Annotated in this window: 19 protein-coding genes and 1 other RNA gene; 7 read left to right on the forward strand and 13 right to left on the reverse strand. The window is 64.6% G+C overall.

The features are described 5' to 3' along the window. The 3 genes from rbbA to OU800_RS01930 form a co-directional block, all read right to left on the reverse strand. Positions 1–2736: a ribosome-associated ATPase/putative transporter RbbA gene (rbbA, locus tag OU800_RS01920; RefSeq protein ID WP_268180745.1), complete on the reverse strand. Its 2736-nt coding sequence runs from the start codon at positions 2734–2736 to the stop codon at positions 1–3. Beyond that, on the reverse strand, positions 2733–3803 hold the full coding sequence (locus tag OU800_RS01925) for an HlyD family secretion protein (protein ID WP_268180747.1): 1071 nt from the start codon (positions 3801–3803) through the stop codon (positions 2733–2735). Before OU800_RS01925 ends, rbbA begins: the two co-directional genes overlap by 4 nt. Positions 3804–3906: 103 nt before the next feature. Then, the gene (locus OU800_RS01930; RefSeq protein ID WP_268180749.1) at positions 3907–4356 is read right to left on the reverse strand and encodes an EVE domain-containing protein; all 450 of its coding nucleotides are present in this window, start codon (positions 4354–4356) and stop codon (positions 3907–3909) included. Between the two features lie 195 nt (positions 4357–4551). On the opposite strand from OU800_RS01930, the gene OU800_RS01935 reads away from it, so the two are divergent. After that, positions 4552–4683 (forward strand): hypothetical protein, encoded by a 132-nt coding sequence (locus OU800_RS01935; protein ID WP_268180751.1) that lies wholly within the window; start codon positions 4552–4554, stop codon positions 4681–4683. Positions 4684–4718: 35 nt separating this feature from the next. On the opposite strand, the gene OU800_RS01940 is transcribed toward OU800_RS01935, so the two are convergent. The 4 genes from OU800_RS01940 to OU800_RS01955 all read right to left on the reverse strand — a co-directional run bounded on the left by OU800_RS01940 (position 4719) and on the right by OU800_RS01955 (position 6122). Next, complete coding sequence (locus tag OU800_RS01940) at positions 4719–5324, reverse strand: 5-formyltetrahydrofolate cyclo-ligase (RefSeq protein ID WP_268180753.1); 606 nt, start codon at positions 5322–5324, stop codon at positions 4719–4721. 37 nt (positions 5325–5361) lie between these two features. Further along, positions 5362–5540: non-coding RNA, 6S RNA (gene ssrS, locus OU800_RS01945), on the reverse strand. A 67-nt stretch (positions 5541–5607) separates the two neighbouring features. Then, entirely contained in the window at positions 5608–5916 is a 309-nt protein-coding gene (locus OU800_RS01950) for a cell division protein ZapA (protein ID WP_268180755.1), read from the reverse strand. Beyond that, complete coding sequence (locus tag OU800_RS01955; RefSeq protein WP_268180757.1) at positions 5913–6122, reverse strand: TIGR02449 family protein; 210 nt, start codon at positions 6120–6122, stop codon at positions 5913–5915. Before OU800_RS01955 ends, OU800_RS01950 begins: the two co-directional genes overlap by 4 nt. A 203-nt stretch (positions 6123–6325) precedes the next feature. On the opposite strand from OU800_RS01955, the gene OU800_RS01960 reads away from it, so the two are divergent. The 4 genes from OU800_RS01960 (at position 6326) to OU800_RS01975 (ending at position 10734) form a co-directional block, all read left to right on the forward strand. Beyond that, positions 6326–6877, forward strand: a complete 552-nt coding sequence (locus OU800_RS01960) for a YecA/YgfB family protein (protein WP_268180759.1) — start codon at positions 6326–6328, stop codon at positions 6875–6877. Positions 6878–6899: 22 nt separating this feature from the next. Next, on the forward strand, positions 6900–8234 hold the full coding sequence (gene pepP, locus OU800_RS01965) for a Xaa-Pro aminopeptidase (protein ID WP_268180761.1): 1335 nt from the start codon (positions 6900–6902) through the stop codon (positions 8232–8234). A 4-nt stretch (positions 8235–8238) separates the two neighbouring features. Next, positions 8239–9423: a 2-octaprenyl-6-methoxyphenyl hydroxylase gene (gene ubiH / locus OU800_RS01970; RefSeq protein WP_268180763.1), complete on the forward strand. Its 1185-nt coding sequence runs from the start codon at positions 8239–8241 to the stop codon at positions 9421–9423. Positions 9424–9516: 93 nt separating this feature from the next. After that, positions 9517–10734, forward strand: coding sequence for a 2-octaprenyl-3-methyl-6-methoxy-1,4-benzoquinol hydroxylase (locus tag OU800_RS01975; protein WP_268180765.1), 1218 nt, complete (start codon positions 9517–9519; stop codon positions 10732–10734). A 415-nt stretch (positions 10735–11149) separates the two neighbouring features. On the opposite strand, the gene OU800_RS01980 is transcribed toward OU800_RS01975, so the two are convergent. The 3 genes from OU800_RS01980 to OU800_RS01990 all read right to left on the reverse strand — a co-directional run bounded on the left by OU800_RS01980 (position 11150) and on the right by OU800_RS01990 (position 15069). Continuing rightward, positions 11150–12634 carry an alanine/glycine:cation symporter family protein gene (locus tag OU800_RS01980; RefSeq protein ID WP_268180767.1) on the reverse strand — a complete coding sequence of 495 codons (1485 nt, stop codon included), beginning with the start codon at positions 12632–12634 and terminating at the stop codon, positions 11150–11152. 207 nt (positions 12635–12841) lie between these two features. Continuing rightward, entirely contained in the window at positions 12842–13567 is a 726-nt protein-coding gene (locus tag OU800_RS01985) for a 16S rRNA (uracil(1498)-N(3))-methyltransferase (RefSeq protein ID WP_268180769.1), read from the reverse strand. A 98-nt stretch (positions 13568–13665) separates the two neighbouring features. Further along, positions 13666–15069 (reverse strand): adenosylmethionine--8-amino-7-oxononanoate transaminase, encoded by a 1404-nt coding sequence (locus tag OU800_RS01990; protein WP_268180771.1) that lies wholly within the window; start codon positions 15067–15069, stop codon positions 13666–13668. Between the two features lie 252 nt (positions 15070–15321). On the opposite strand from OU800_RS01990, the gene OU800_RS01995 reads away from it, so the two are divergent. Both OU800_RS01995 and OU800_RS02000 read left to right on the forward strand, forming a co-directional pair. Beyond that, positions 15322–15867 carry a cytochrome b gene (locus OU800_RS01995; protein WP_268180773.1) on the forward strand — a complete coding sequence of 182 codons (546 nt, stop codon included), beginning with the start codon at positions 15322–15324 and terminating at the stop codon, positions 15865–15867. 56 nt (positions 15868–15923) lie between these two features. After that, positions 15924–16499 carry a YceI family protein gene (locus OU800_RS02000; RefSeq protein ID WP_268180775.1) on the forward strand — a complete coding sequence of 192 codons (576 nt, stop codon included), beginning with the start codon at positions 15924–15926 and terminating at the stop codon, positions 16497–16499. A 228-nt stretch (positions 16500–16727) separates the two neighbouring features. On the opposite strand, the gene OU800_RS02005 is transcribed toward OU800_RS02000, so the two are convergent. From OU800_RS02005 to metF, 3 genes are all read right to left on the reverse strand, one after another. Continuing rightward, positions 16728–18608, reverse strand: a complete 1881-nt coding sequence (locus OU800_RS02005; RefSeq protein ID WP_268180777.1) for a DEAD/DEAH box helicase — start codon at positions 18606–18608, stop codon at positions 16728–16730. 269 nt (positions 18609–18877) lie between these two features. Continuing rightward, the gene (gene ppnN / locus OU800_RS02010) at positions 18878–20251 is read right to left on the reverse strand and encodes a nucleotide 5'-monophosphate nucleosidase PpnN (protein ID WP_268180779.1); all 1374 of its coding nucleotides are present in this window, start codon (positions 20249–20251) and stop codon (positions 18878–18880) included. Between the two features lie 77 nt (positions 20252–20328). Further along, positions 20329–21174, reverse strand: a complete 846-nt coding sequence (gene metF, locus OU800_RS02015; protein ID WP_268180780.1) for a methylenetetrahydrofolate reductase [NAD(P)H] — start codon at positions 21172–21174, stop codon at positions 20329–20331. Between the last annotated feature and the right edge of the window lie 61 nt (positions 21175–21235).

The raw sequence follows: 21235 nt of genomic DNA on the forward strand, positions 1-21235 counted from the left end.
TCAGACCTCCTGCTTCTTCAGCAGGCTGACGCACAGCGCCAGCAACAGCGGAATGGTCAGTGCCAGCGGGATGAAGTAGCCATATAGCTCGCCCAGGTCGAGTGCCTTGGAGAATACGCCACGGCTGATCACTAGAAAGTGCGAGGTGGGGTAGAGCTGGCCGATCACTGCGCCGGCGCCTTCCAGCGAGGACACCGGATAGATCAGCCCGGAGAACTGGATGGCCGGCAGCAGGGTGACGATGGCGGTGCCGAACACGGCGGCGATCTGGCTGCGGGTGAAGGTGGACATCAACAGCCCCAGCGCCGTGGCACAGCCAATGTACAGTGCGCCGCCGAGCAACAGGGTCAGCGGGCTGCCCTTGAGCGGTACGTGGAACACCGTGATTGCCAGGAGCACCAACAGGACGAAGTTGAGCAGGCCCAGGCCGACATAGGGCAACTGCTTGCCGATCAGGAACTCCAGGCGTGTCACCGGGGTGACGTAGAGGTTGATGATCGAGCCCAGCTCCTTCTCGCGCACCACGCCGAGGGCGGTGAGCATGGCTGGAATCAGCATCAGCAGCATGGGGATCACCGCCGGCACCATGGCCTTGAGGCTTTCCACGTCCGGGTTGTAGCGGTAGCGCAGCTCGAGCCTGGCCGGGCTGGCGGCAGCCGTTTGCGGTGAGCGCCGCGCCAGTTCTTCCAGGTAGGCGGCATGGATGCCTTGCACGTAGCCCTTGATGGTTTCTGCGCGTGTGGGCATGGCGCCGTCGATCCAGATGCCCACTTGCGGCACGGCGCCGCGCTTGAGGTCGCGTCCGAAGTTCGGTGGCAGCTCCACCGCCAGGCTGATCTCGCCACTGCGCAGGCGCCGCTCGAGGTCGGCGTAATTGGCCAGTGGCGGCTTCTCGATGAAGTAGCGCGAGCCGGACAGGTTGAGCACGTAGTCCTGGCTGGTGGTGGTCTGGTCGCGGTCGAGTACGGCGAAGGTCAGGTCTTCGACATCCAGGCTGATGCCGTAACCGATGATGAACAGCAGCAGGACGCTGCCGAGCAGCGCCATGCTGCCCCGGATCGGGTCGCGGCGCAGTTCCAGTGATTCGCGGCGGGCATAGCTGAACAAGCGGCGCAGGCTGAAGCGGCGCCGCAGGGCGGCGCCGGCATCTGCGGGGGGCGTACTGACCGGCGCCGTTTCGCTGGCATCAGCGGTGCTGCCTGCGGCCTCCTGAAGGTAGGCGATGAAGGTCGCCTCCAGGGTCGGCAGGCCGCGCTTGGCCATCAGGCCCTGCGGCGTATCGCTGTCGAGCACCTTGCCGGCATGCATCAACGAGATGCGGTCGCAGCGCTGCGCTTCGTTCATGAAGTGGGTGGAGATGAAGATGGTCACGCCATCGCCGCGCGACAGATCGAGCATCAGTTGCCAGAAGCCGTCGCGCGCGATCGGGTCGACGCCCGAGGTGGGTTCGTCGAGGATGAGGATTTCCGGTTCGTGGATCACCGCCACGGCCAGCGACAGGCGCTGGCGGATGCCCAGTGGCAGGCGCTCGGGCAGCATGTCCATGACCGTGTCGAGGTCGAAACGGCGGGCCATGGCCTCGACTCGCTCGGCGATGCGTTCGCGTGGCACGTGGAACAGTTGCGCGTGCAGCACCAGGTTCTGCTGCACCGTCAGCTCGCTGTACAGCGAGAAGGCCTGGGACATGTAGCCGACGCGCTGGCGCGTGGCCATGTCGCTGGGGTCGATGGCCTGGCCGAACAGCAGCGCCTCGCCCTCGCTGGCGGGCAGCAGGCCGGTGAGCATCTTCATGGTGGTGCTCTTGCCACAGCCGTTGGAGCCGAGGAAGCCGAAGATTTCCCCGCGCTCGATGCGGAAGTTGACCCGATCCACCGCGACGAAGTCGCCGAAGCGGCAGGTCAGCCCGCGCGCCTCGATGGCGATGTCGCCGTTGCCAGCGTTGGCGCGGGGGGGAATCTGCAACTGCTGGTGGCCCTGACGTTTCTCCTCCGGCAGCAAGGCGATGAAGGCCGTTTCCAGCTCGCTGCAGGCGGTGCGCTGCAGCAGTTCGGCCGGGCTGCCCTCGGCCAGCACGCGACCGGCGTCCATCGCCACCAGATGATCGAAGCGCGCCGCTTCCTCCATGTAGGCGGTGGCCACCAGCACGCTCATCTGTGGGCGCTGCTGGCGGATACGGCCGATCAGCTCCCAGAACTGGTTGCGCGACAGCGGATCGACGCCGGTGGTGGGCTCGTCGAGGATCAGCAGATCCGGGTCGTGGATCAGCGCGCAGCACAGCCCGAGCTTCTGCTTCATGCCGCCGGAGAGCTTGCCCGCCGGGCGCTCACGGAAAGGCGCCAGGCCGGTGCTGCGCAGCAGGTCGTCGATGCGCGCGGCGCGTTCGGCGGCGCCCTGGCCGAACAGGCGGCCGAAGAAGTCGAGGTTCTCCACCACCGATAGCGTCGGGTAGAGGTTCTTGCCCAGGCCTTGCGGCATGTAGGCGATCTGCGGGCAGACGGCGCGACGATGTGCGCGGCTGGCCATGTCGCCCCCGAGCACTTCGACCTGGCCGTCCTGGATCTTGCGTGCGCCGGCGATCAGCGCCAGCAGGCTGGACTTGCCGACGCCGTCCGGGCCGATCAGGCCGACCATGCGGCGCGCCGGGATGGCCAGGTCGACGGCATCCACCGCGCGGGTGCCGCCATAGCGCAGCGACACCCCCTGCAGACGGGCGACGGGCTCGGCCGCAGCGTTCATTGCGGAACCTTGATCGCCAGATGTTCAGGCCAGGCCTGCTCGGGGTCGAGGCGCAGATAGGCCATGCCTGGCACGCCGGTCTTCACCTGGGCCAGGTGCTTGCGCAGCAGCTCGGGATCGATGCGTGCCTTGACGCGGAACATCAGCTTCTCGCGTTCGTTGGCGGTTTCTACCGTCTTGGGGGTGAACTGGGCGACGCTGGCGACGAAGCTGATCTCGGCCGGAATCACGTATTGCGGCGCGGCGTCGATCACCAGCCTTGCTTCGCTGCCAAGGGCGACACGACCGGCCAGGCGTTCGGGAAGGAAGAAGGTCATGTAGACGTCGGTGAGATCCACCAGGTTGAGCACCTTGCCGCCGGCGCCAAGCACCTCGCCAGGCTGCGCGACGCGATATTGCACGCGGCCAGCACGTGGCGCGCGCAACTGGCTGTCGTCGATATCGGCCTGTAAACGCTCGACGCTGGCGCGGGCCGCTTCCACTGCCGAGCGGGCTTCCTCGACCTGAGCCTGGGCGGCGGTTATGCCGGCACCAGCCGATGCTACCTGGGCATTGGCCGCGGCCAAGGCGGCCTGGCTGCTCTGCAGGCGTGCCAGGTCGTCGTCCAGGGTTTGTTGGGGCAGGGCGTTGCGTTTGACCAGGGTGGCGCTGCGCGCATGGCGCTTATGCGCGGCCTCTAGCTCGGCCTGGCGCTGGCGCACCACGGCTTCGGCGCTGAGCTTTTCGCTCTCGCGCAGGGCCACCTGGGCCACGGCAGTGCGTTCGGCGTTCTCGGCCTGGCGCACCTGGGCCTGGGCCTGCTGCAACTGGGCGTCGAGCACCTGGGTGTCCATGCGCGCGACGACCTGGCCGGGCTCGACGAAGGCACCTTCGTCCACCTCGATGCTGGCGACGCGCCCGGCCAGTTTGGTGGCCACGTCCACTTCGGTGGCTTCGATGCGCCCGTTGCCGCTGACGAAACCATCCCCCAGGCCGCTGGGGCGCAGCTCTAACCAGAGCAGAGCGGCCAGGGCGGTACAGGCGAAGAGGATCAAGGCACGGGTGACAAGGCGTTGATTGAGGGTCATGGCACGACGATTTCCTTTTCTGACAGCAGTCAGTATGGCCAAGGTGCACGTGGCCATCCTGATATGTGTCAAATCGTCGCCTGTTACGGCCTGTGCGGGCGCCTCAGCGCATGGCGAGGACGGCCTGCCACTGCGCTTCGCTCACCGGCATCACCGATAGCCGGCTGGCCCGTTGCACCAGAGGCAGTTCATGCAATGCCGGATTGTTCTTCAGGGCTGGTAACGGCAGCACTTCGGTGAAAGCTTCGACGAACTCGACGTCCAGCGCGCTCCAGGGATTCTTTTCGGCACTGGCCTTGGCGTCGTGATAATGGCTCTGCGGATCGAGGGCGGTGGGGTCGGGGTAAACCGTGCTGGTGATCCGGCCAATGCCGGCGATGCCCGGCTGTGGGCAACTGGAGTGGTAGAAGAAGAACAGGTCGCCGGGTTGCATTGCGCGCAGGAAGTTGCGCGCCTGGTAATTGCGCACGCCATCCCAGCGTGCCGTGCCGAGGCGTTCGAGGTCGCGGATGGATAATTCATCGGGTTCCGATTTCATCAGCCAATAAGGCATGAACTTTGCTCCTAGTCGTTTGTCCCTGAGCGGACGCAATTGAGTCGAGGTCTCCGACGATCGGTGGGAGACGGAAATTGCGCAGCGCTTCGCGCTGGCGGAAAATGCGCGGCTAAACGCTTGGTAGCGTCGGATTGCACGAGTCCATAATGCAGCAGTCCACGCCTGAAATTGCCTGAAAGGGGGAGGCAATCAATGAAACGCAAGCCAGATCTTCTGTGGGTTATCGTTATTTTGTTCGGCCTGGGCGTGGTTACCACGGGTTACACCCAGAGTCTCTGGGAGCGCCAGAACGACGCTCCGGTCAGCATCACGCAGCAGCCCTGACGGGTCTGCATGGGCCGCAAGGATTGCGGCGCGCTTCACTTACCGCAATACCATCTCTCATCGCTCACCGTCGCCTGCAAGGGCACGTCCCAACTGGCCAATGCCAGTTCATCCACGCGCTGGCATTCATGGGCAAGGCCCAACAGTGTCGGCTTGTGCCAATTTTTGCGCATGCGCAGGTAAGCCAGGCTGCGGTCATAGAAGCCGCCGCCCATGCCCAGACGCCCGCCGCGATCATCGAAGCCCACCAGGGGCAGCAGCAGCAGATCCAGCGTCCAGGGCTGGCGTTGTCGCTTGGGCTGCGGGCGCGGTTCGAGAATGCGAAAGCGATTGCCGGCGAGCTTCTCGTTGCGGCTGATCCTTTGGAACACCATTTTGGTTCGCGGCCAGGCGCTGAGCACCGGCAGGTAGGTGTGCTTGCCACGTCGTTGTGCGGCGCGCAGCAGGGGGCGTGGGTCGATCTCGCCATCGTTGGGCAGGTACAGGGCAATGTGTCGTGCCCGGCGAAACAGGGGGTGTTGAACCAGTTGCCGATACAGGCCATGTGCGGCCTGGCGTTGCTGGCTGGGGGACAGGCTGCGGCGCTTCTGGCGCAGCAGGCGGCGCAACTGCGGGCGGCTGAGAGTGGTGGCTTCGATCATGCAGAGTGGCGCCGAATGGCGTGAGCAGAAGAAGGCGTGGCTCCCCGGCATGCCGCTGTCGGTTTAGCCCTTGAACCCGAAAGTTCAAGGTGGAGGTTGCAGGAGGCGTTAAGGCTTTCCGTCAGGCGGACATGCACACCGGCCCCAACTGGCAACCCCCGTGGTTGTGCGTATCGGCTCAGGGACATCCCCGACTGGCGCACACCCCAGGGAACGGAGGCCAGTATACCCGATACGACCGCCATGCGGGCACCACTCGGCGAGTCAGCTTGCAGGCAGTGGCTCAGGGCGTGTTGCCGTCGTCGCTCAGGGCCTGATCGACGCGGTCGAGCAGGTCGCGTACCTGCTTGCGGGTGGAGTTGGCATCCATGTCCAGGCGCTGCTGCTTGTGCAGCAGGTCATGGGTGATGTTCAGCGCGGCCATCACCGCCACGCGGTCGGCGCCGATCACCTTGCCGGTGGTGCGGATCTCTCGCATCTTGCCGTCCAGATAGCGTGCGGCGCTTTCCAGATTGGCGTGTTCTTCTGGCGGGCAGGCGATGCAATATTCTTTGTCCAGGATGTGGACGGTCACGGTTTTCGATTGAGTCATGTGTCCTGCTCCAGGGCTTTGAGGCGCGAAATCATCGATTCGACCTTGTGCCGGGCCAATTCGTTCTTTTCGATCAGATGGGCACGTTCCTCGCGCCATGCCTGTTCATTCGCCAGCAGGAGTCGGTTGTGAGCCTTGAGCTGTTCGACACGCTGGATCAGCAGCTCCAGCTTGCTGGTCAGGATTTGCAGATCGGCGTCTTCCATGGGCTCTCGCTGTGGGAGGGAATGGCTGGACTTCAGGGCTCCCCCAAAAACGGCCTGCGCTTTTGGAAAGGCTCTTTATAGGCATGTCCAGCAGGCAGGTCAAACGCCTGGCAAACGGGCCTCCGATGGCCTTGGTTCACCTGCCGATGCTAGGATACGAGGCCGTCATTCTAGAGATTGCGCCCTCTGGCGCCTAGCTGCCCATGTCGACTTCCTCTTCTCCCTACGCTGCCTTTGCTGCTCTGCTGAGCAACGCTGGCCACACCGTTTCTCCCGCCGAGCTGCATGGCCTGCTGCTCGGACGCAGTTGCGCCGGCGCTGGCTTCGAGCCCGGCCCCTGGCTGGTGGATGCCGCCGAGCTGCTCGGTGGCGAGCCGCAGGATGCCGTGCGCCAGGCCCTGATCGGCCTGCAGGAGATGGTCAAGGGCGAGCTGTGCAGTGAAGACATCACCCTGGTGTTGTTGCTGCCGGACGACGAAGCCCCGCTGGCCCAGCGTGCCACCGCCCTCGGCCAGTGGTGCCAGGGCTTTCTCGGTGGCTTCGGCCTGACTGCCCGTGATGGCGCGCTGAGCGCCGAGGCCATGGAGGTGCTGCAGGATCTTTCCGCCATAGCCCAGGTGCAGAGTGCCCTGGATGAATCCGAGGACGGCGAGAGCGACTACATGGAGGTGATGGAGTACCTGCGAGTGGCGCCGCTGCTGCTGTTCGCCGAATGCGCCAAGCCCGTCGCCGCGCCGAAACCTTCCCTGCACTGACTACCACTGGTTGGAGCCTGCCTTGATCAGCATTCCCAAGTCCGAATATGCCCGTCGGCGCAAGGCGCTGATGGCGCAGATGGAACCCAACAGCATCGCCATCCTGCCGGCCGCGCCGGTGTACATCCGCAACCGCGACGTCGAGCACACCTACCGTCAGGACAGCGATTTCCAGTACCTCACCGGCTTCCCCGAGCCGGAGGCGGTGATGGCGCTGATCCCCGGTCGCGAACACGGTGAATACGTGCTGTTCTGCCGCGAGCGTGACCCTGAGCGCGAGCTGTGGGACGGCCTGCGCGCCGGCCAGGACGGTGCCGTGAGCACCTTCGGCGCCGACGATGCCTTCCCCATCGGCGATATCGACGACATCCTGCCGGGGTTGATTGAAGGTCGTGAGCGCGTCTACTACGCCATCGGCTTCAATCAGGAATTCGATCACCGGCTGATGGAGTGGATCAACCATATCCGCGCCAAGGCGCGTCAGGGCGCCACGCCGCCGAACGAGTTCGTCGCCCTCGACCACCTGCTGCACGACATGCGCCTGTACAAGTCCGCCGCCGAGGTCAAGGTGATGCGCGAGGCCGCCGAGATCAGCGCGCGTGCGCACGTCCGCGCCATGCAGGCCAGCCGTGCCGGCCTTTACGAATACCATCTGGAAGCCGAGCTGGATTACGAGTTCCGTAAGGGCGGGGCGAAGATGCCGGCTTACGGCAGCATCGTCGCGGCGGGCAAGAATGCCTGCATCCTGCACTACCGCGAGAACGATGCAGTGCTCAAGGACGGTGACCTGGTGCTGATCGACGCCGGCTGCGAGATCGACTGCTACGCCAGCGATATCACCCGCACCTTCCCGGTCAGCGGCAAGTTTTCCCCCGAGCAGAAGGCCATCTACGAACTGGTGCTGAAAGCCAACGAAGAGGCCTTCAAGCACATCGCCCCCGGTAAACACTGGAACGAGGCCCACGAGGCCACTGTGCGGGTGATCACCGCCGGCCTGGTGGAGCTGGGATTGCTCAGCGGGGATGTCGAACAACTGATCGCCAGCGAAGCCTATAAACCCTTCTACATGCACCGTGCCGGCCACTGGCTGGGCATGGACGTGCACGATGTCGGCGACTACAAGGTCGGTGGGCAGTGGCGCGTGCTCGAGCCGGGTATGGCCATGACCGTGGAGCCGGGCATCTATATCGCCCCGGACAACGACAAGGTGGCGAAGAAATGGCGCGGCATCGGCGTGCGTATCGAGGACGACGTGGTGGTGACCAAGAAGGGCTGCGAGATTCTCACGGGTGGCGTGCCCAAAGCGGTCGCCGAGATCGAGGCGCTGATGGCTGCCGCGCGCAGCGAGGCGGCCTGAGCCCATGGCCCAGGTGAACCTGGCGATCATCGGTGGCGGCCTGGTAGGCGCTAGCCTGGCCTTGGCCCTGCAGGAAACGGCGCGTCAGCGTGGCTGGCGTATCGCCCTGATCGAGCCTTTCGCTCCTGGCGATGCCTATCAGCCCAGCTACGACGCGCGCTCCACCGCGCTGTCCTACGGCAGCCGGCTGATCTACGAGCGCCTCGAGCTGTGGCAGGCCATCGCCCAGCGCGCCGAGCCGATCCGGCAGATTCATGTATCCGACCGTGGCCGTTTCGGCGCCACCCGTCTGCAGGCCATCGAAGAAGGTGTGCCCGCCCTGGGCTACGTGGTGGAGAACGCCTGGATCGGCCATTGCCTGTGGCAGGCCCTCGACCCCGAAATCGTCCAGTGGCACTGCCCGGCCGAGGTCAGTGCCTTGCAGCAGATCGAGGCTGGCTATCGCCTGCGCCTGATCGATGGCAGCACGCTGGATTGCCAACTGGCGGTGCTGGCCGACGGCGGTCGCTCCGGCCTGCGCGAGCAACTGGGCATCGCCGTCAGCCAGACGCCTTATGGGCAGAGCGCCATCATTGCCAACGTCAGCCCGCTGGAAGCTCATCGCGGCCAGGCCTTCGAGCGTTTCACCGACGAGGGGCCGATGGCCATGCTACCGCTGGACGGTAATCGTTGCGCCTTGGTCTGGACGCGCGCCAGCAGCGATGCCGAGCGGCTGATGGCCCTGAGCGAACGCGCTTTCCTTGACGAACTGCAACAGGCCTTCGGTTATCGCCTCGGTGCGCTGCGCCAGGTTGGCCAGCGCCATCTTTATCCCTTGTCACTGGTGGAAGCCCGCGAGCAGGTGCGGCCAAACCTGGTAGTGCTGGGCAATGCGGCGCACAGCCTGCACCCCATCGCGGGGCAAGGCTACAACCTCTCGCTGCGCGATACCCTGGCGCTGGCCGAGGTGCTGCAGCGCGGCGACGCGCCCTTGGGGGATTTCGCCACCCTGCAGCGTTACCTGCAGCGCCAGCAGATGGATCAGCAGCTTACGGTCGGCTTCTCCGACCGGGTGACGCGCCTGTTCAGTACCAACCAACCGCTGCTGGCCGCCGGGCGTAACCTCGGCCTGCTCGGGCTGGATCTGCTGCCACCTGCCAAGCGCTGGTTCGCCCGCCAGGCCATGGGCATGGGAACCCGCAGCCTGTGAGTAATTCCGTAGGGTGTCGCGGGGCCGCCCAGGCCGTGCGCAGCAAACGGAAGCCATGGTGCGCACGGCGCACCCTACGGTTTAAGGAGTGATATGCGCGCGGATCTGATCATCGTCGGTGCCGGAATGGTCGGCAGCACCCTGGCCCTGGCGCTGGAACACAGTGGCCTGGATATCCTCATCGTCGATGGCAGCCCGCTGAGCGTGGCGCCATTCGCCGCCGAGGCGCCGTTCGAGCCACGGGTCAGCGCCCTGTCGGTGGCCAGTCAGCGCATCATCGAGCGTCTCGGTGCCTGGCAGGGCATCGCCAGCCGGCGCGCCTGCCCCTACGGCGAAATGCGCGTCTGGGATGGCTCTGGCACCGGCAGCATCCATTTCGCGGCGGCCAGCGTGCACGCCGACACCCTGGGGCATATCGTCGAGAACCGTGTGGTGCAGGATGCCCTGCTCGAACGCCTGCACGACAGCCAGATCGGCCTGTTGCCCAGTGCCCGTCTGGAGCAGTTGCGCCACAGCGGCGACGACTGGCTGCTGACCCTCACCGATGGTCGCCAGTTGCGCACGCCCTTGCTGGTGGCCGCCGATGGCGCCAACTCGGCGGTACGCCGCCTGGCCGGTTGCGCCACTCGCGAGTGGGATTATCTGCACCATGCCATCGTCACCAGCGTGCGTTGCGAGCGCCCGCACCAGGCCACCGCCTGGCAGCGTTTCACCGACGATGGTCCACTGGCCTTCCTGCCGCTGGCTGGGCCGGCTGGCGAGCACTGGTGCTCGATCGTCTGGTCGACCATCCCTGCCGAAGCCGAGCGCCTGATGGCGTTGGGCGACGAGGATTTCTGTCGGGAACTGACTCGCGCCTTCGAGTCGCGTCTGGGCCGCGTGCTGCATGCCGATTCGCGTCTGTGCATCCCGCTGCGTCAGCGTCATGCCAAGCGTTATATCGAACCGGGCCTGGCGCTGATCGGCGATGCCGCGCACACCATCCACCCACTGGCGGGGCAGGGGGTCAACCTGGGCTTTCTCGACGCCGCCGTGCTGGCCGAGGTGCTGCTGCATGCCGCCGAGCGTGGCGAGAACCTGGCCGACGAGCGCGTGCTGAGCCGCTACGAGCGCCGGCGCATGCCGCACAACCTGGCGATGATGGCGGCGATGGAAGGTTTCGAGCGGCTGTTCCAGGCCGATCCGCTGCCACTGCGCCTGCTGCGTAATATCGGCCTGGATCTGGTCGATGGCCAGGCCGAGGCCAAGGCGCTGTTCGTGCGTCAAGCGCTGGGGCTGTCGGGTGATCTGCCGGAGTTGGCGCGGGTCTGAGCTGCCTGGTAAATGGTTTCTGGTGGAGTTTCGGGAAAGTCCTTCTTGATACCGGACTGGCAAGTTTGTGTGTGGCCTTGTTGGTCTGTTTTGGTGTTCTGGATGCCGCCTTGGGTGTTTTCAGATATTCCGGGTTTCGCCCCCTCGGGCGACTCACTTTTCTTTGAAATCGGATTGCCGCCCAGCGCAAAGAAAAGTAAGCATGGGAGGGCGAAACCAAAGACATCAACAAAAACGCGGCAATTCGGAACAGACGCCCAAAGACAACACACAAACTTGCCAGTCCGGTATCAATCAAAGCACCCCTGATCCAATACCCCAAAACAAAAATCCGATGTCGCCATGGCGACATCGGATTTTCTGTGGCGCTGCCGACGTCATCCGGGGTTCGGCCCGGATGACCCTGGCAGAAGTGTCAGCGCTGCAATTGCTGCGCTTCTTCTGCCTTCTCGGCGGCGAGGTTGTCTTCCGAGGTGTGGTTGCTCCAGTAGTCAGCATTCTTGATGCCGAGCTTCTCGGGGTGGAACACCGGATCCTTGCCCTGATCCTGCTGCTCTTCGTAATCCTTCAGGCACTTGTAGGCGACCTTGTGCATCAGCAGGATGGCGATGATGTTCAGCCAGGCCATCAGGCCCACGCCGAGGTCACCCAGATCCCAGGCGAAGGTGGCGGTGTGCACGGTGCCGTAGACGGTCGCGGCGATGATGCCGAACTTCAGCAGCAGGGTGAGGATGGGGCGCTTCACCTTGCGGTTGATGTAGGCGATGTTGGTTTCGGCGATGTAGTAGTAGGCCAGGATGGTGGTGAAGGCGAAGAAGAACAGGGCGATGGCGACGAAGGCGTTGCCGAAGCCGGGCATCATGTTCTCCATCGCGGTCTGCACGTAGCCCGGGCCGGCCGCCACGCCGGCGATGCCGGTGAACAGCGCGCTGCCATCGGGGGCCTGCACGTTGTACTGGCCGGTGATCAGCAGCATGAAGGCGGTCGCCGAGCAGACGAACAGGGTGTCGACGTACACCGAGAAACCCTGCACCAGGCCCTGTTTGGCCGGGTGGCTGACGGCCGCTGCGGACGAGGCGTGTGGGCCGGTGCCCTGGCCGGCTTCGTTGGAGTACACGCCACGCTTGACGCCCCACTGGATGGCCATGCCGACAATGGCGCCGAAACCGGCCTCCAGGCCGAAGGCGCTCTTGAAGATCAGCGCGATCACGCTCGGCAGTTGCTCGATGTTGAGCAGGATGATCACCAGGGCCACCAGGATGTAGCCCAGCGCCATGAACGGCACCACCACCTGGGTGAAGTGGGCGATACGCTTGACGCCACCGAAGATGATCAGGCCGATCAGTACGGCAAGCACGGCAGCGGTGACGTTCGGGTCGATGCCGAAGGCGGTGTTGGCGCTGGAAGCGATGGAGTTGGCCTGTACACCCGGCAGCAGCAGGCCGCAGGCGAACACGGTGACGATGGCGAACAGCCAGGCGTACCACTTCAGGCCTAGGCCACGCTCGATGTAGAAGGCCGGGCCACCACGGTATTCACCGTTGAGCTTTTCCTTGTACACCTGGCCGAGAGTGGACTCGACGAAGGCCGAGCTGGCGCCGAGGAAGGCTACCATCCACATCCAGAACACAGCACCTGGGCCACCGAAGGTAATGGCGGTGGCCACACCGGCGATGTTGCCGGTACCGACGCGGCCGGCGAGGGTCATGGTCAGGGCCTGGAACGAGGTGATGCCGTGTTCGTCGGTCTTGCCGGTGAACATCAGGCGGATCATTTCCTTGAAATGGCGAACCTGGAGAAAGCGGCCACGTAAAGAGAAGTACAAACCCACGCCGAGACAAAGGTAGATCAGTGCCGGGCTCCAGACGAGCCCGTTGAGGGTCGAGACCAGTTCGTTCATGCAATGCTCCTGGGTCTGCGGTCGCCTTTTGGGCAGTGCCGATACCCGTTGATTTGTTATAGGAAGAGGGGCGACGCTGCGAGGTGCCGACCTCTGCCGGGAGCGCTGTGCTGGTAAAGCGGGTCGCGCACGCGGCGCGAAAAGCATGACAAAGACGGTCGGTCTTGTAATTTCTCGAGGTCACAATTTGTTACGTCAAGGCGACATTTACCCCTGCAGATCGCCCCAAAGTTGCTGAGCGACGCTGAGGGCGACCACTGGCGCGGTTTCCGTACGCAAGACCCGTGGCCCCAGGCGTGCCGGCTGAAAGCCCGCTTGTCTGGCCTGTTCTACTTCTGCGTCGTTTAGGCCACCTTCCGGGCCGATGAGAAAGGCCAGGTTGCTCGGCCTGGCATGGCTGTGCAGGGCTTCGGCGACCGGGTGTAGCACCAGTTTCAGGTCGGCTTCGACTCGCTGCAGCCAGGCCGCCAGTTCCAGCGGCGGATGGATCACTGGCACCACCGAGCGGCCGCACTGCTCGCAGGCACTGATCGCCACCTGGCGCCAATGGGCCAGGCGCTTGTCGGCGCGTTCGTCCTTGAGGCGCACCTCGCAGCGTTCGGAGACGATCGGGGTGATCTCGCTGGCACCCAGCTCGGTGGCTTTCTGAATCGCCCAATCCATGCGCTCGCCACGCGACAGGCCCTGGCCCAGGTGAATCTGCAGGGGGGATTCGGTTAGGCCCGCGATGGCCTCGCGCAGCTCGACCCGCACGTTCTTCTTGCCCACCTCGATCAGCTCGCCGCGGTATTCCTGGCCACTGCCATCGAACAGTTGCACGGCATCGCCGACGCCGTGGCGCAGTACGCGCGCAATGTAATGGGCCTGCGCCTCGGGCAAGTCGTGCTGGCCAAGGGACAGAGGGGCATCGATGAAGAAGCGGGATAGGCGCATAAAGGCAGCTACAAGCGGCAAGTTTGAAGCCGCAAGTTTAAAGCACCAGGCGCTCCTGCTGTTACTTGCGGCTTGTCGCTTGCAGCTTGACGCTTCCCTTAGCCCGGATCGCGGTGATCCGGGTAGCGGCCGTCCACCGCCACGCTGACTGACTCGCGGGTGGCGATGTCGATGCCTTCGCTGGCCACCTCGGCGAGAAAATCGATCTGTTCCGGGGTAATCACATAGGGCGGCAGGAAGTACACCACGCTGCCCAGCGGGCGCAGCAGGGCGCCGCGCTCCAGCGCATGCTGGTAGACGCGCAGACCACGGCGCTGCTGCCAGGGGTAGGCGGTCTTGCTGGCCTTGTCGGCGACCATCTCGACGGCCAGGGCCATGCCGGTCTGGCGTACTTCGGCCACGTGCGGGTGATCGGCCAGGTGCGCGGTGGCGCTGGCCATGCGCAGGGCCAGGGCCTTGTTGCGCTGGATCACGTCGTCATCGCGGAAGATGTCCAGGGTCGCCAGGGCCGCTGCACAAGCCAGCGGGTTGCCGGTGTAGGTGTGCGAATGGAGGAAGGCGCGCAGGGTGGCGTATTCGTCGTAGAAGGCCGCATAGACTTCATCGGTGGTGAGTACGGCAGCCATGGGCAGGTAGCCGCCGGTGAGCGCCTTGGACAGCACCAGGAAGTCCGGGGTGATGCCGGCCTGCTCGCAGGCGAACATCGTCCCGGTACGGCCGAAGCCGACGGCGATCTCGTCATGGATCAGGTGCACGTCGTAACGGTCGCAGGCCTCGCGCAACAGCTTGAGGTAGATCGGGTGATACATGCGCATGCCGCCGGCGCCCTGGATCAGCGGCTCGACTATCACAGCGGCGACTTCGTGGTGGTGCTCGGCCAGCGTCTGCTCCATGTGGGCGAACATGGCGCGCGAGTGCGCTTCCCAGCTCACCCCTTCGGGGCGCAGGTAGCAGTCCGGGCTGGGCACCTTGAGGGTGTCCAGCAGCAGCGCCTTGTAGGTGTCGGTGAACAGCGACACGTCGCCCACCGACATCGCCGCCACCGTCTCGCCATGGTAGCTGTTGCTCAGGGTGACGAAACGCTTCTTGTTCGACTGGCCGCTGTTGAGCCAGTAGTGGAAACTCATCTTCAGCGCCACCTCGATGCCCGAGGAGCCGTTGTCGGCGTAGAACACCTTGTTCAGCCCGGCCGGGGTGATCTGCACCAGGCGCTCGGACAGTTCGATTACCGGCTCATGAGTGAAGCCGGCGAGCATGACGTGTTCGAGGCTCTCCAGTTGCTCGCGGATGCGCGCATTGATGCGCGGGTTGGCATGGCCGAAGACGTTGACCCACCAGGAACTGACTGCGTCCAGGTAGCGCTTGCCGGCGAAGTCTTCCAGCCACACGCCTTCGCCACGGCGTATGGGGATCAGCGGCAGGCGTTCGTGATCCTTCATCTGGGTGCAGGGGTGCCAGAGGACTTCGAGGTCGCGTTGCATCCAAGGGGCGTTCAGGCTCATCACGGGTCTCCCTGTTCTCGGCCGCACAGCCTAACAGATGCTGCCCGGGGCGCGCCCGTTGCCGTCCATCCTGCGCGGCCTGCCGTCTGGCGGCGCTGTGGCAACTTCGGCGTGCCGCTCGCGACTAAGCTCCTTGGTAGATGAACCGCTGTCTAAATATCGTATTTCTCGATATTTCCAAGCGAAAAATTCCTCTTTAATTCGATACGTTTCTCGCTAGTCTTTTCCCACTCACTTTCACGGACGCACGATATGCAGTGGCGCAACACCCTCGCACGATACGGTCTGGTCAGCATCACTCTGCACTGGCTGGTGGCTCTGGCCGTGTTCGGCCTTTTCGCTCTGGGTTACTGGATGGTGGGCTTGAGTTACTACGACCCTTGGCGCCAGGACGCACCGTCCTTGCACAAGAGCATCGGCATCCTGCTGTTCGCAGTGATGCTGCTGCGGGTGCTGTGGCGCCTGGCCAATCCGGCGCCGGCACCGCTGGCCAGCCATGGCGCGCTGACCCGCCTGGCCTCGAAGCTGGGCCATGGCCTGCTGTATCTCGGCCTGTTCGGCGTGATGATTTCCGGTTACCTGATCTCCACCGCCGATGGGCGGGGTATCGAGGTGTTCGGCCTGTTCAGCGTGCCGGCCACGCTTACCGCCATCCCTGACCAGGAAGACGTCGCCGGTGACATCCACCGCATTCTCGCCTGGGGCTTGGTGATCTTCGCCGGCATCCATGGCCTGGCGGCACTCAAGCATCATTTCATCGACCGTGACAGCACGCTGCTGCGCATGTTCGGCCGCTGATCCATACCGGGCGAACGATTCGCCCATTTACGCTACGACCTGCAAGGAGACTCAAGATGCTGAAGAAAACCCTCGCTGCACTGGCACTCGGTTCTGCATTGATCGGCACTCAGGCCATGGCCGCCGACTACGTGATCGACAAACAAGGCCAGCATGCCTTCGTCAACTTCAAGATCAGCCACCTGGGCTATAGCTGGCTGTACGGCACTTTCAAGGACTTCGACGGCAAGTTCAGCTTCGATGCCGCCAAGCCCGAGGCCAGCAGCGTCAGCGTTACCCTGAAGACCGCCAGCGTCGACACCAACCACGCCGAACGTGACAAGCACATCCGTAGCGCCGACTTCCTCAACGTGAGCAAGCACGACACCGCGACCTTCGAGTCCACCTCGGTCAAGTCCACCGGTGAAGGCACCGCCGATATCACCGGCAACCTGACCCTCAACGGCGTGACCAAGCCGGTGGTGATCGCCGCCAAGTTTATCGGCGAAGGCAAGGATCCATGGGGCGGCTACCGTGCCGGCTTCGAGGGCACCACCACCCTGAAACTCAAGGACTTCGACATCACCAAGGATCTCGGCCCGGCTTCGGAAACCGTCGAGCTGATCATTTCGGTCGAAGGCATTCGCCAGTAAAGAAAGCGGCCGCTCGAGGCTAGCTGATGACCCTCTCCCATTTAATGGGAGACGACTGCAAGGATGCAGGAGCTAAAGCCGAGGGTGCCCGAAGGGCGGGAGAGGGCTGGTTCTTCACCAGCCTCTTTCCGTAAACAAGAACGCCGCCCTTAAGGGCGGCGTTCTTGTTGGTGCGCTGGCGCGGCAGGATAACCGCCGGAGCCCAGCGGCGTTTCCTGTGCCCCGCGCTTACTCGTCGCGGTTACGGGTCAGCAGGGCTGGTTTCTCGCCGCGCGGGCGGCTGCCGTTGGCCAGTTCGTCGAGCTGCTCCGGGGTCGGGAAGCGATCCAGGCGCGAACTCTTGTGCACGATCAGCGGTTGACGCTCGCGCGGATTGCGCACGGCCGCCTCGGCGCGCGGCAACTCGTCACGGTCCAGCGAGGTGATACGGCCATCGTGGGCAGGGCGACGCGAGCCGCCAGCACCGTTACGGCCCTGGCCACCACCGCCTTGGCGGCGACCCTTGCCGGCCTGCTGGCCAGCCGGCTTGGCACCGCCATTGTTGCGTGGCGGCTTGTTTGCCGGGCGCGCAGCACCCTGGGAACCGCCGCTGCCAGAGCCACCGCGACGGCCACGCGATTGCGACTTGTTCTGGTTGGGGCTGACGTAGTCGACGCGGTTGCCGAAGTTGTCGATCTCGTCATCGAGGAATTCTTCCGGGTCACGGTTCGGCGGCAATGCCGGCACGGCCGGGCTGGCCGCTGCGCTGTCGCCTTTGGGCGAGCGGCGCTTGCGGTCGCGGCGAGGTTTGGCGGGTTGATCCTTGCCAGCATCCTTGCCCTTGTCCTTGCGGCCACCATTTTCATGCTCGGCCTTGGTTTTGCTGTCGCCGCCGTTCTGAGCCTTCTGGGGCTTCTGCCCACGTTGCCCGCCACGCGGCTGGCGTGGCTCGCGCACTTCCGGGCGCTCCGCTTCCACGGCGCTGGCGTCGAAGCCCATCAGGTCGCCATCGGGGATCTTCTGCTTGGTCATCCGCTCGATGCTCTTGAGCAGCTTTTCCTCGTCCGGGGCGACCAGGGAGATGGCCTCACCGCTGCGCCCGGCACGGCCGGTACGGCCGATGCGGTGCACGTAGTCTTCCTCGACGTTGGGCAGCTCGAAGTTGACCACGTGCGGCAACTGGTCGATATCCAGGCCGCGGGCGGCAATGTCGGTGGCGACCAGGATGCGCATCTTGTTCGCCTTGAAGTCAGCCAGGGCCTTGGTGCGCGCGTTCTGGCTCTTGTTGCCATGGATCGCGGCGGCCGGCAGGCCGTGCTTGTCGAGGTATTCGGCCAGGCGGTTGGCGCCGTGCTTGGTGCGGGTGAACACCAGCACCTGCTCCCAGGCACCCTGGGTGATCAGGTGGGCGAGCAGGGCACGCTTGTGGCTGGCCGGCAGGCGGAACACACGCTGTTCGATGCGCTCGACCGTGGTGTTCGGCGGGGTGACCTCGATGCGCTCGGGGTTGTGCAGCAGCTTGCCGGCCAGGTCGGTGATGTCCTTAGAGAAGGTGGCCGAGAACAGCAGGTTCTGGCGCTGTGCCGGCAGCTTGGCCAGCACCTTCTTGACGTCATGGATGAAGCCCATATCGAGCATTCGGTCGGCTTCGTCGAGCACGAGGATCTCGACGTGGGCCAGGTCGATGGCCTTCTGGTTGGCCAGGTCGAGCAGCCGGCCGGGGCAGGCCACGAGCACATCGACACCCTTGGCCAGGGCCTGCACCTGCGGGTTCATGCCAACGCCGCCGAAGATGCAGGCGCTGACGAATTTCAAATCGCGGGCATAGACCTTGAAGCTGTCATGCACCTGGGCGGCCAGTTCGCGGGTGGGGGTCAGCACCAGCACGCGCGGTTGTTTCGGGCCGTGACGTTGTTCGCGATCCGGGTGACCGCCTGGGAACAGGCGTTCTAGGATCGGCAGGGCGAAACCGCCCGTTTTACCTGTACCCGTCTGGGCCGCCACCATCAGGTCGCGACCTTGCAACACGGCGGGAATGGCCCGCTGTTGCACCGGAGTGGGCTGGGTGTAGCCGGCGGATTCGACCGCACGGACTAAAGCCTCGGAGAGACCGAGGGAGGCAAAGGACATGAGCAATCCTGTACTAGTGAGGGCGTGGCCCTGGGGGTGTAGAGCCTGGCTTGAATCACGCGTTGGGGGAGCATGATCCCGTCCGGTACTGCTGGCTTCCGAGAACCAGCATCCGGGCGCAAGCCTGGCGGGAAGCCCCGAGTATAACAGAGCATGCGCGTTGCGCACCTATCAGCCTGTCGGATGGATCACAGGATGGCTCGAACCGGCCCGTTAACGGGCCGGCCGCTTGTGAGGCGCCGCATGCGCGACGTTCTGCCCCGTGTGGCTCAGGAAACCACGCGGTAGCAGGGCTCGTAGGCGCTGCCGCCGGGCAGCTTCATCCGGTGCTGCTCGACGAAGGCCTGCAGCAGGCGATCCAGCGGCTGCATGATGCTGCTCTCGCCGCGAATCTCGTAGGGGCCATGCTCCTCGATCAGGCGGATGCCGTTTTCCTTGACGTTGCCGGCGACGATTCCGGAGAAGGCGCGGCGCAGGTTGGCGGCCAACTCGTGCAGCGGCTGCTGGCGGGTCAGGTTGAGGCTGGCCATGTTGGCGTGGGTGGGCTCGAAGGGGTGCTGGAAGCCCTCGTCGATCTTCAGCAGCCAGTTGAAGTGGAAGGCGTCGTTGCGCTCGCGGCGGAAACGCTCCACTTCCTTGATGCCGGCGTGCATCGCGCGCGCCACCTCGGCCGGGTCGTCGAGGATGATGCGGTAGCGTTGCTGCGCTCCGTCACCCAGGGCGGCGCCGATGAAGGCATGCAACTGCTCCATGTAGGCCGCCGCGCTCTTCGGCCCGGTGAGCACGACCGGGAAGGGCAGCTCCTGGTTGTCCGGGTGGGTGAGGATGCCCAGCAGGTAGAGGAACTCCTCGGCCGTGCCGGCGCCACCGGGGAAGATGATGATGCCGTGGCCGACGCGCACGAAGGCTTCCAGGCGCTTCTCGATGTCCGGCAGGATCACCAGTTCGTTGACGATGGGATTCGGTGCCTCGGCGGCGATGATGCCCGGCTCGGTCAGGCCCAGGTAGCGGCCCTTGAGGTTGCGCTGCTTGGCGTGGCTGATGGTGGCGCCCTTCATCGGCCCCTTCATCACGCCCGGGCCGCAGCCGGTGCAGATGTCCAGGCCACGCAGGCCCAGCTCGTGGCCGACCTTCTTGGTGTACTTGTACTCCTCGGTGCTGATCGAGTGACCGCCCCAGCACACCACCATCTTCGGCTCGACGCCGCTACGCAGGGTGCGAGCGTTGCGCAGCAGGTGAAAGACGTAGTCGGTGATGCCTTCGGAGCTGTCCAGGTCGATGCGCTTGTTCTCCAGCTCGCTCTGCGTATAGACGATGTCGCGCAGGGCGCTGAACAGCATCTCGCGGGTGCTGGCGATCATCTCGCCATCGACGAAGGCATCGGCCGGCGCGTTGAGCAGCTCCAGGCGAATACCGCGATCCTGCTGGTGGATCTTCACCTCGAAATCCGGGTAGGCCTCGAGGATGGTCTTGGCGTTGTCGCTGTGCGAGCCGGTATTGAGGATCGCCAGGGCGCATTGGCGGAACAGGCGGTAGACGCTGCCGGAACCGGTTTCGCGCAGTTGCTGCACTTCGCGCTGGGAGAGGGTTTCCAGGCTGCCCTTGGGGCTGACGGAGGCATTGATCTTGGAGCGTTTGAGCATACGGACGATCCTTCGGGGCGAGGCGAGGAGGCAAGAGCGGCGGGCTGTCCGTGGCGGACAGCCCGAAGACAAGCACCTTAACGCGGTAGCTTGAGATTGTTCCAGATGGCCAGGCTGGGGCCAGCCAGGTTCATGCTGTAGAAGTGCAGGCCCGGCGCTCCGCCTTGCAGCAGGCGTTCGCACATTTCCGTGATCACCTGTTCGCCGAAGGCGCGAATGCTGTCGCTGTCATCGCCGTAGGCTTCCAGTTGCTTGCGCACCCAGCGCGGGATCTCGGCGCCGCAGGCGTCGGAGAAACGGGCCAGCTTGCTGTAGTTGGTGATCGGCATGATGCCTGGCACCACGGGGATGTCCACACCCAGCTTGCGCACGCGCTCGACGAAGTAGAAGTAGCTGTCGGCGTTGAAGAAGTACTGGGTGATGGCGCTGTCGGCACCGGCCTTGGCCTTGCGCACGAAGTTGGCGATATCGCTCTCGAAGTTGCGCGCCTGCGGGTGCATCTCCGGGTAGGCGGCCACTTCGATGTGAAAGTGATCACCGGTCTCGCTGCGGATGAACTCCACCAGTTCGTTGGCGTAGCGCAGCTCGCCGCTGGCCATGCCCATGCCCGATGGCAGGTCGCCGCGCAGGGCGACGATGCGCGCGATGCCGGCAGCCTTGTAGGTGTGCAGCAACTCGCGCAGCTCGGCCTTGGAATCGCCGACGCAGGACAGGTGCGGTGCGGTGGGTACCTTCACCTCGCCATCGAGCTGCAGCACGGTGCTCAGGGTGCGGTCACGGGTCGAGCCGCCGGCGCCATAGGTGCAGGAGAAGAAATCGGGTTTGTACGCGGCCAGTTGGCGGGCCACGTCCAGCAGTTTTTCATGCCCGGCTTCGGTCTTGGCAGGGAAGAACTCGAAGCTGTAACGGCGTTCTTGAGACATGGAGAAGGTTCCCTTCTCAGCGGCAAGCCTCAAGCCCCAAGCTGCAAGTGGAGTCGCTTCC

The sequence above is a fragment of the Pseudomonas sp. GOM7 genome (assembly GCF_026723825.1).
Classification (GTDB): Bacteria; Pseudomonadota; Gammaproteobacteria; order Pseudomonadales; family Pseudomonadaceae; genus Aquipseudomonas.

What these genes read in the sequence shown, in the direction of transcription:
- rbbA (WP_268180745.1), bottom strand. Translation starts at nt 2,736, where the DNA reads ATGAACGCTGCGGCCGAGCCCGTCGCCCGTCTGCAGGGGGTGTCGCTG.
- OU800_RS01925 (WP_268180747.1), bottom strand. Translation starts at nt 3,803, where the DNA reads ATGACCCTCAATCAACGCCTTGTCACCCGTGCCTTGATCCTCTTCGCC.
- OU800_RS01930 (WP_268180749.1), bottom strand. Translation starts at nt 4,356, where the DNA reads ATGCCTTATTGGCTGATGAAATCGGAACCCGATGAATTATCCATCCGC.
- OU800_RS01935 (WP_268180751.1), top strand. Translation starts at nt 4,552, where the DNA reads ATGAAACGCAAGCCAGATCTTCTGTGGGTTATCGTTATTTTGTTCGGC.
- OU800_RS01940 (WP_268180753.1), bottom strand. Translation starts at nt 5,324, where the DNA reads ATGATCGAAGCCACCACTCTCAGCCGCCCGCAGTTGCGCCGCCTGCTG.
- OU800_RS01950 (WP_268180755.1), bottom strand. Translation starts at nt 5,916, where the DNA reads ATGACTCAATCGAAAACCGTGACCGTCCACATCCTGGACAAAGAATAT.
- OU800_RS01955 (WP_268180757.1), bottom strand. Translation starts at nt 6,122, where the DNA reads ATGGAAGACGCCGATCTGCAAATCCTGACCAGCAAGCTGGAGCTGCTG.
- OU800_RS01960 (WP_268180759.1), top strand. Translation starts at nt 6,326, where the DNA reads ATGTCGACTTCCTCTTCTCCCTACGCTGCCTTTGCTGCTCTGCTGAGC.
- ubiH (WP_268180763.1), top strand. Translation starts at nt 8,239, where the DNA reads ATGGCCCAGGTGAACCTGGCGATCATCGGTGGCGGCCTGGTAGGCGCT.
- OU800_RS01975 (WP_268180765.1), top strand. Translation starts at nt 9,517, where the DNA reads ATGCGCGCGGATCTGATCATCGTCGGTGCCGGAATGGTCGGCAGCACC.
- OU800_RS01980 (WP_268180767.1), bottom strand. Translation starts at nt 12,634, where the DNA reads ATGAACGAACTGGTCTCGACCCTCAACGGGCTCGTCTGGAGCCCGGCA.
- OU800_RS01985 (WP_268180769.1), bottom strand. Translation starts at nt 13,567, where the DNA reads ATGCGCCTATCCCGCTTCTTCATCGATGCCCCTCTGTCCCTTGGCCAG.
- OU800_RS01990 (WP_268180771.1), bottom strand. Translation starts at nt 15,069, where the DNA reads ATGAGCCTGAACGCCCCTTGGATGCAACGCGACCTCGAAGTCCTCTGG.
- OU800_RS01995 (WP_268180773.1), top strand. Translation starts at nt 15,322, where the DNA reads ATGCAGTGGCGCAACACCCTCGCACGATACGGTCTGGTCAGCATCACT.
- OU800_RS02000 (WP_268180775.1), top strand. Translation starts at nt 15,924, where the DNA reads ATGCTGAAGAAAACCCTCGCTGCACTGGCACTCGGTTCTGCATTGATC.
- OU800_RS02005 (WP_268180777.1), bottom strand. Translation starts at nt 18,608, where the DNA reads ATGTCCTTTGCCTCCCTCGGTCTCTCCGAGGCTTTAGTCCGTGCGGTC.
- ppnN (WP_268180779.1), bottom strand. Translation starts at nt 20,251, where the DNA reads ATGCTCAAACGCTCCAAGATCAATGCCTCCGTCAGCCCCAAGGGCAGC.
- metF (WP_268180780.1), bottom strand. Translation starts at nt 21,174, where the DNA reads ATGTCTCAAGAACGCCGTTACAGCTTCGAGTTCTTCCCTGCCAAGACC.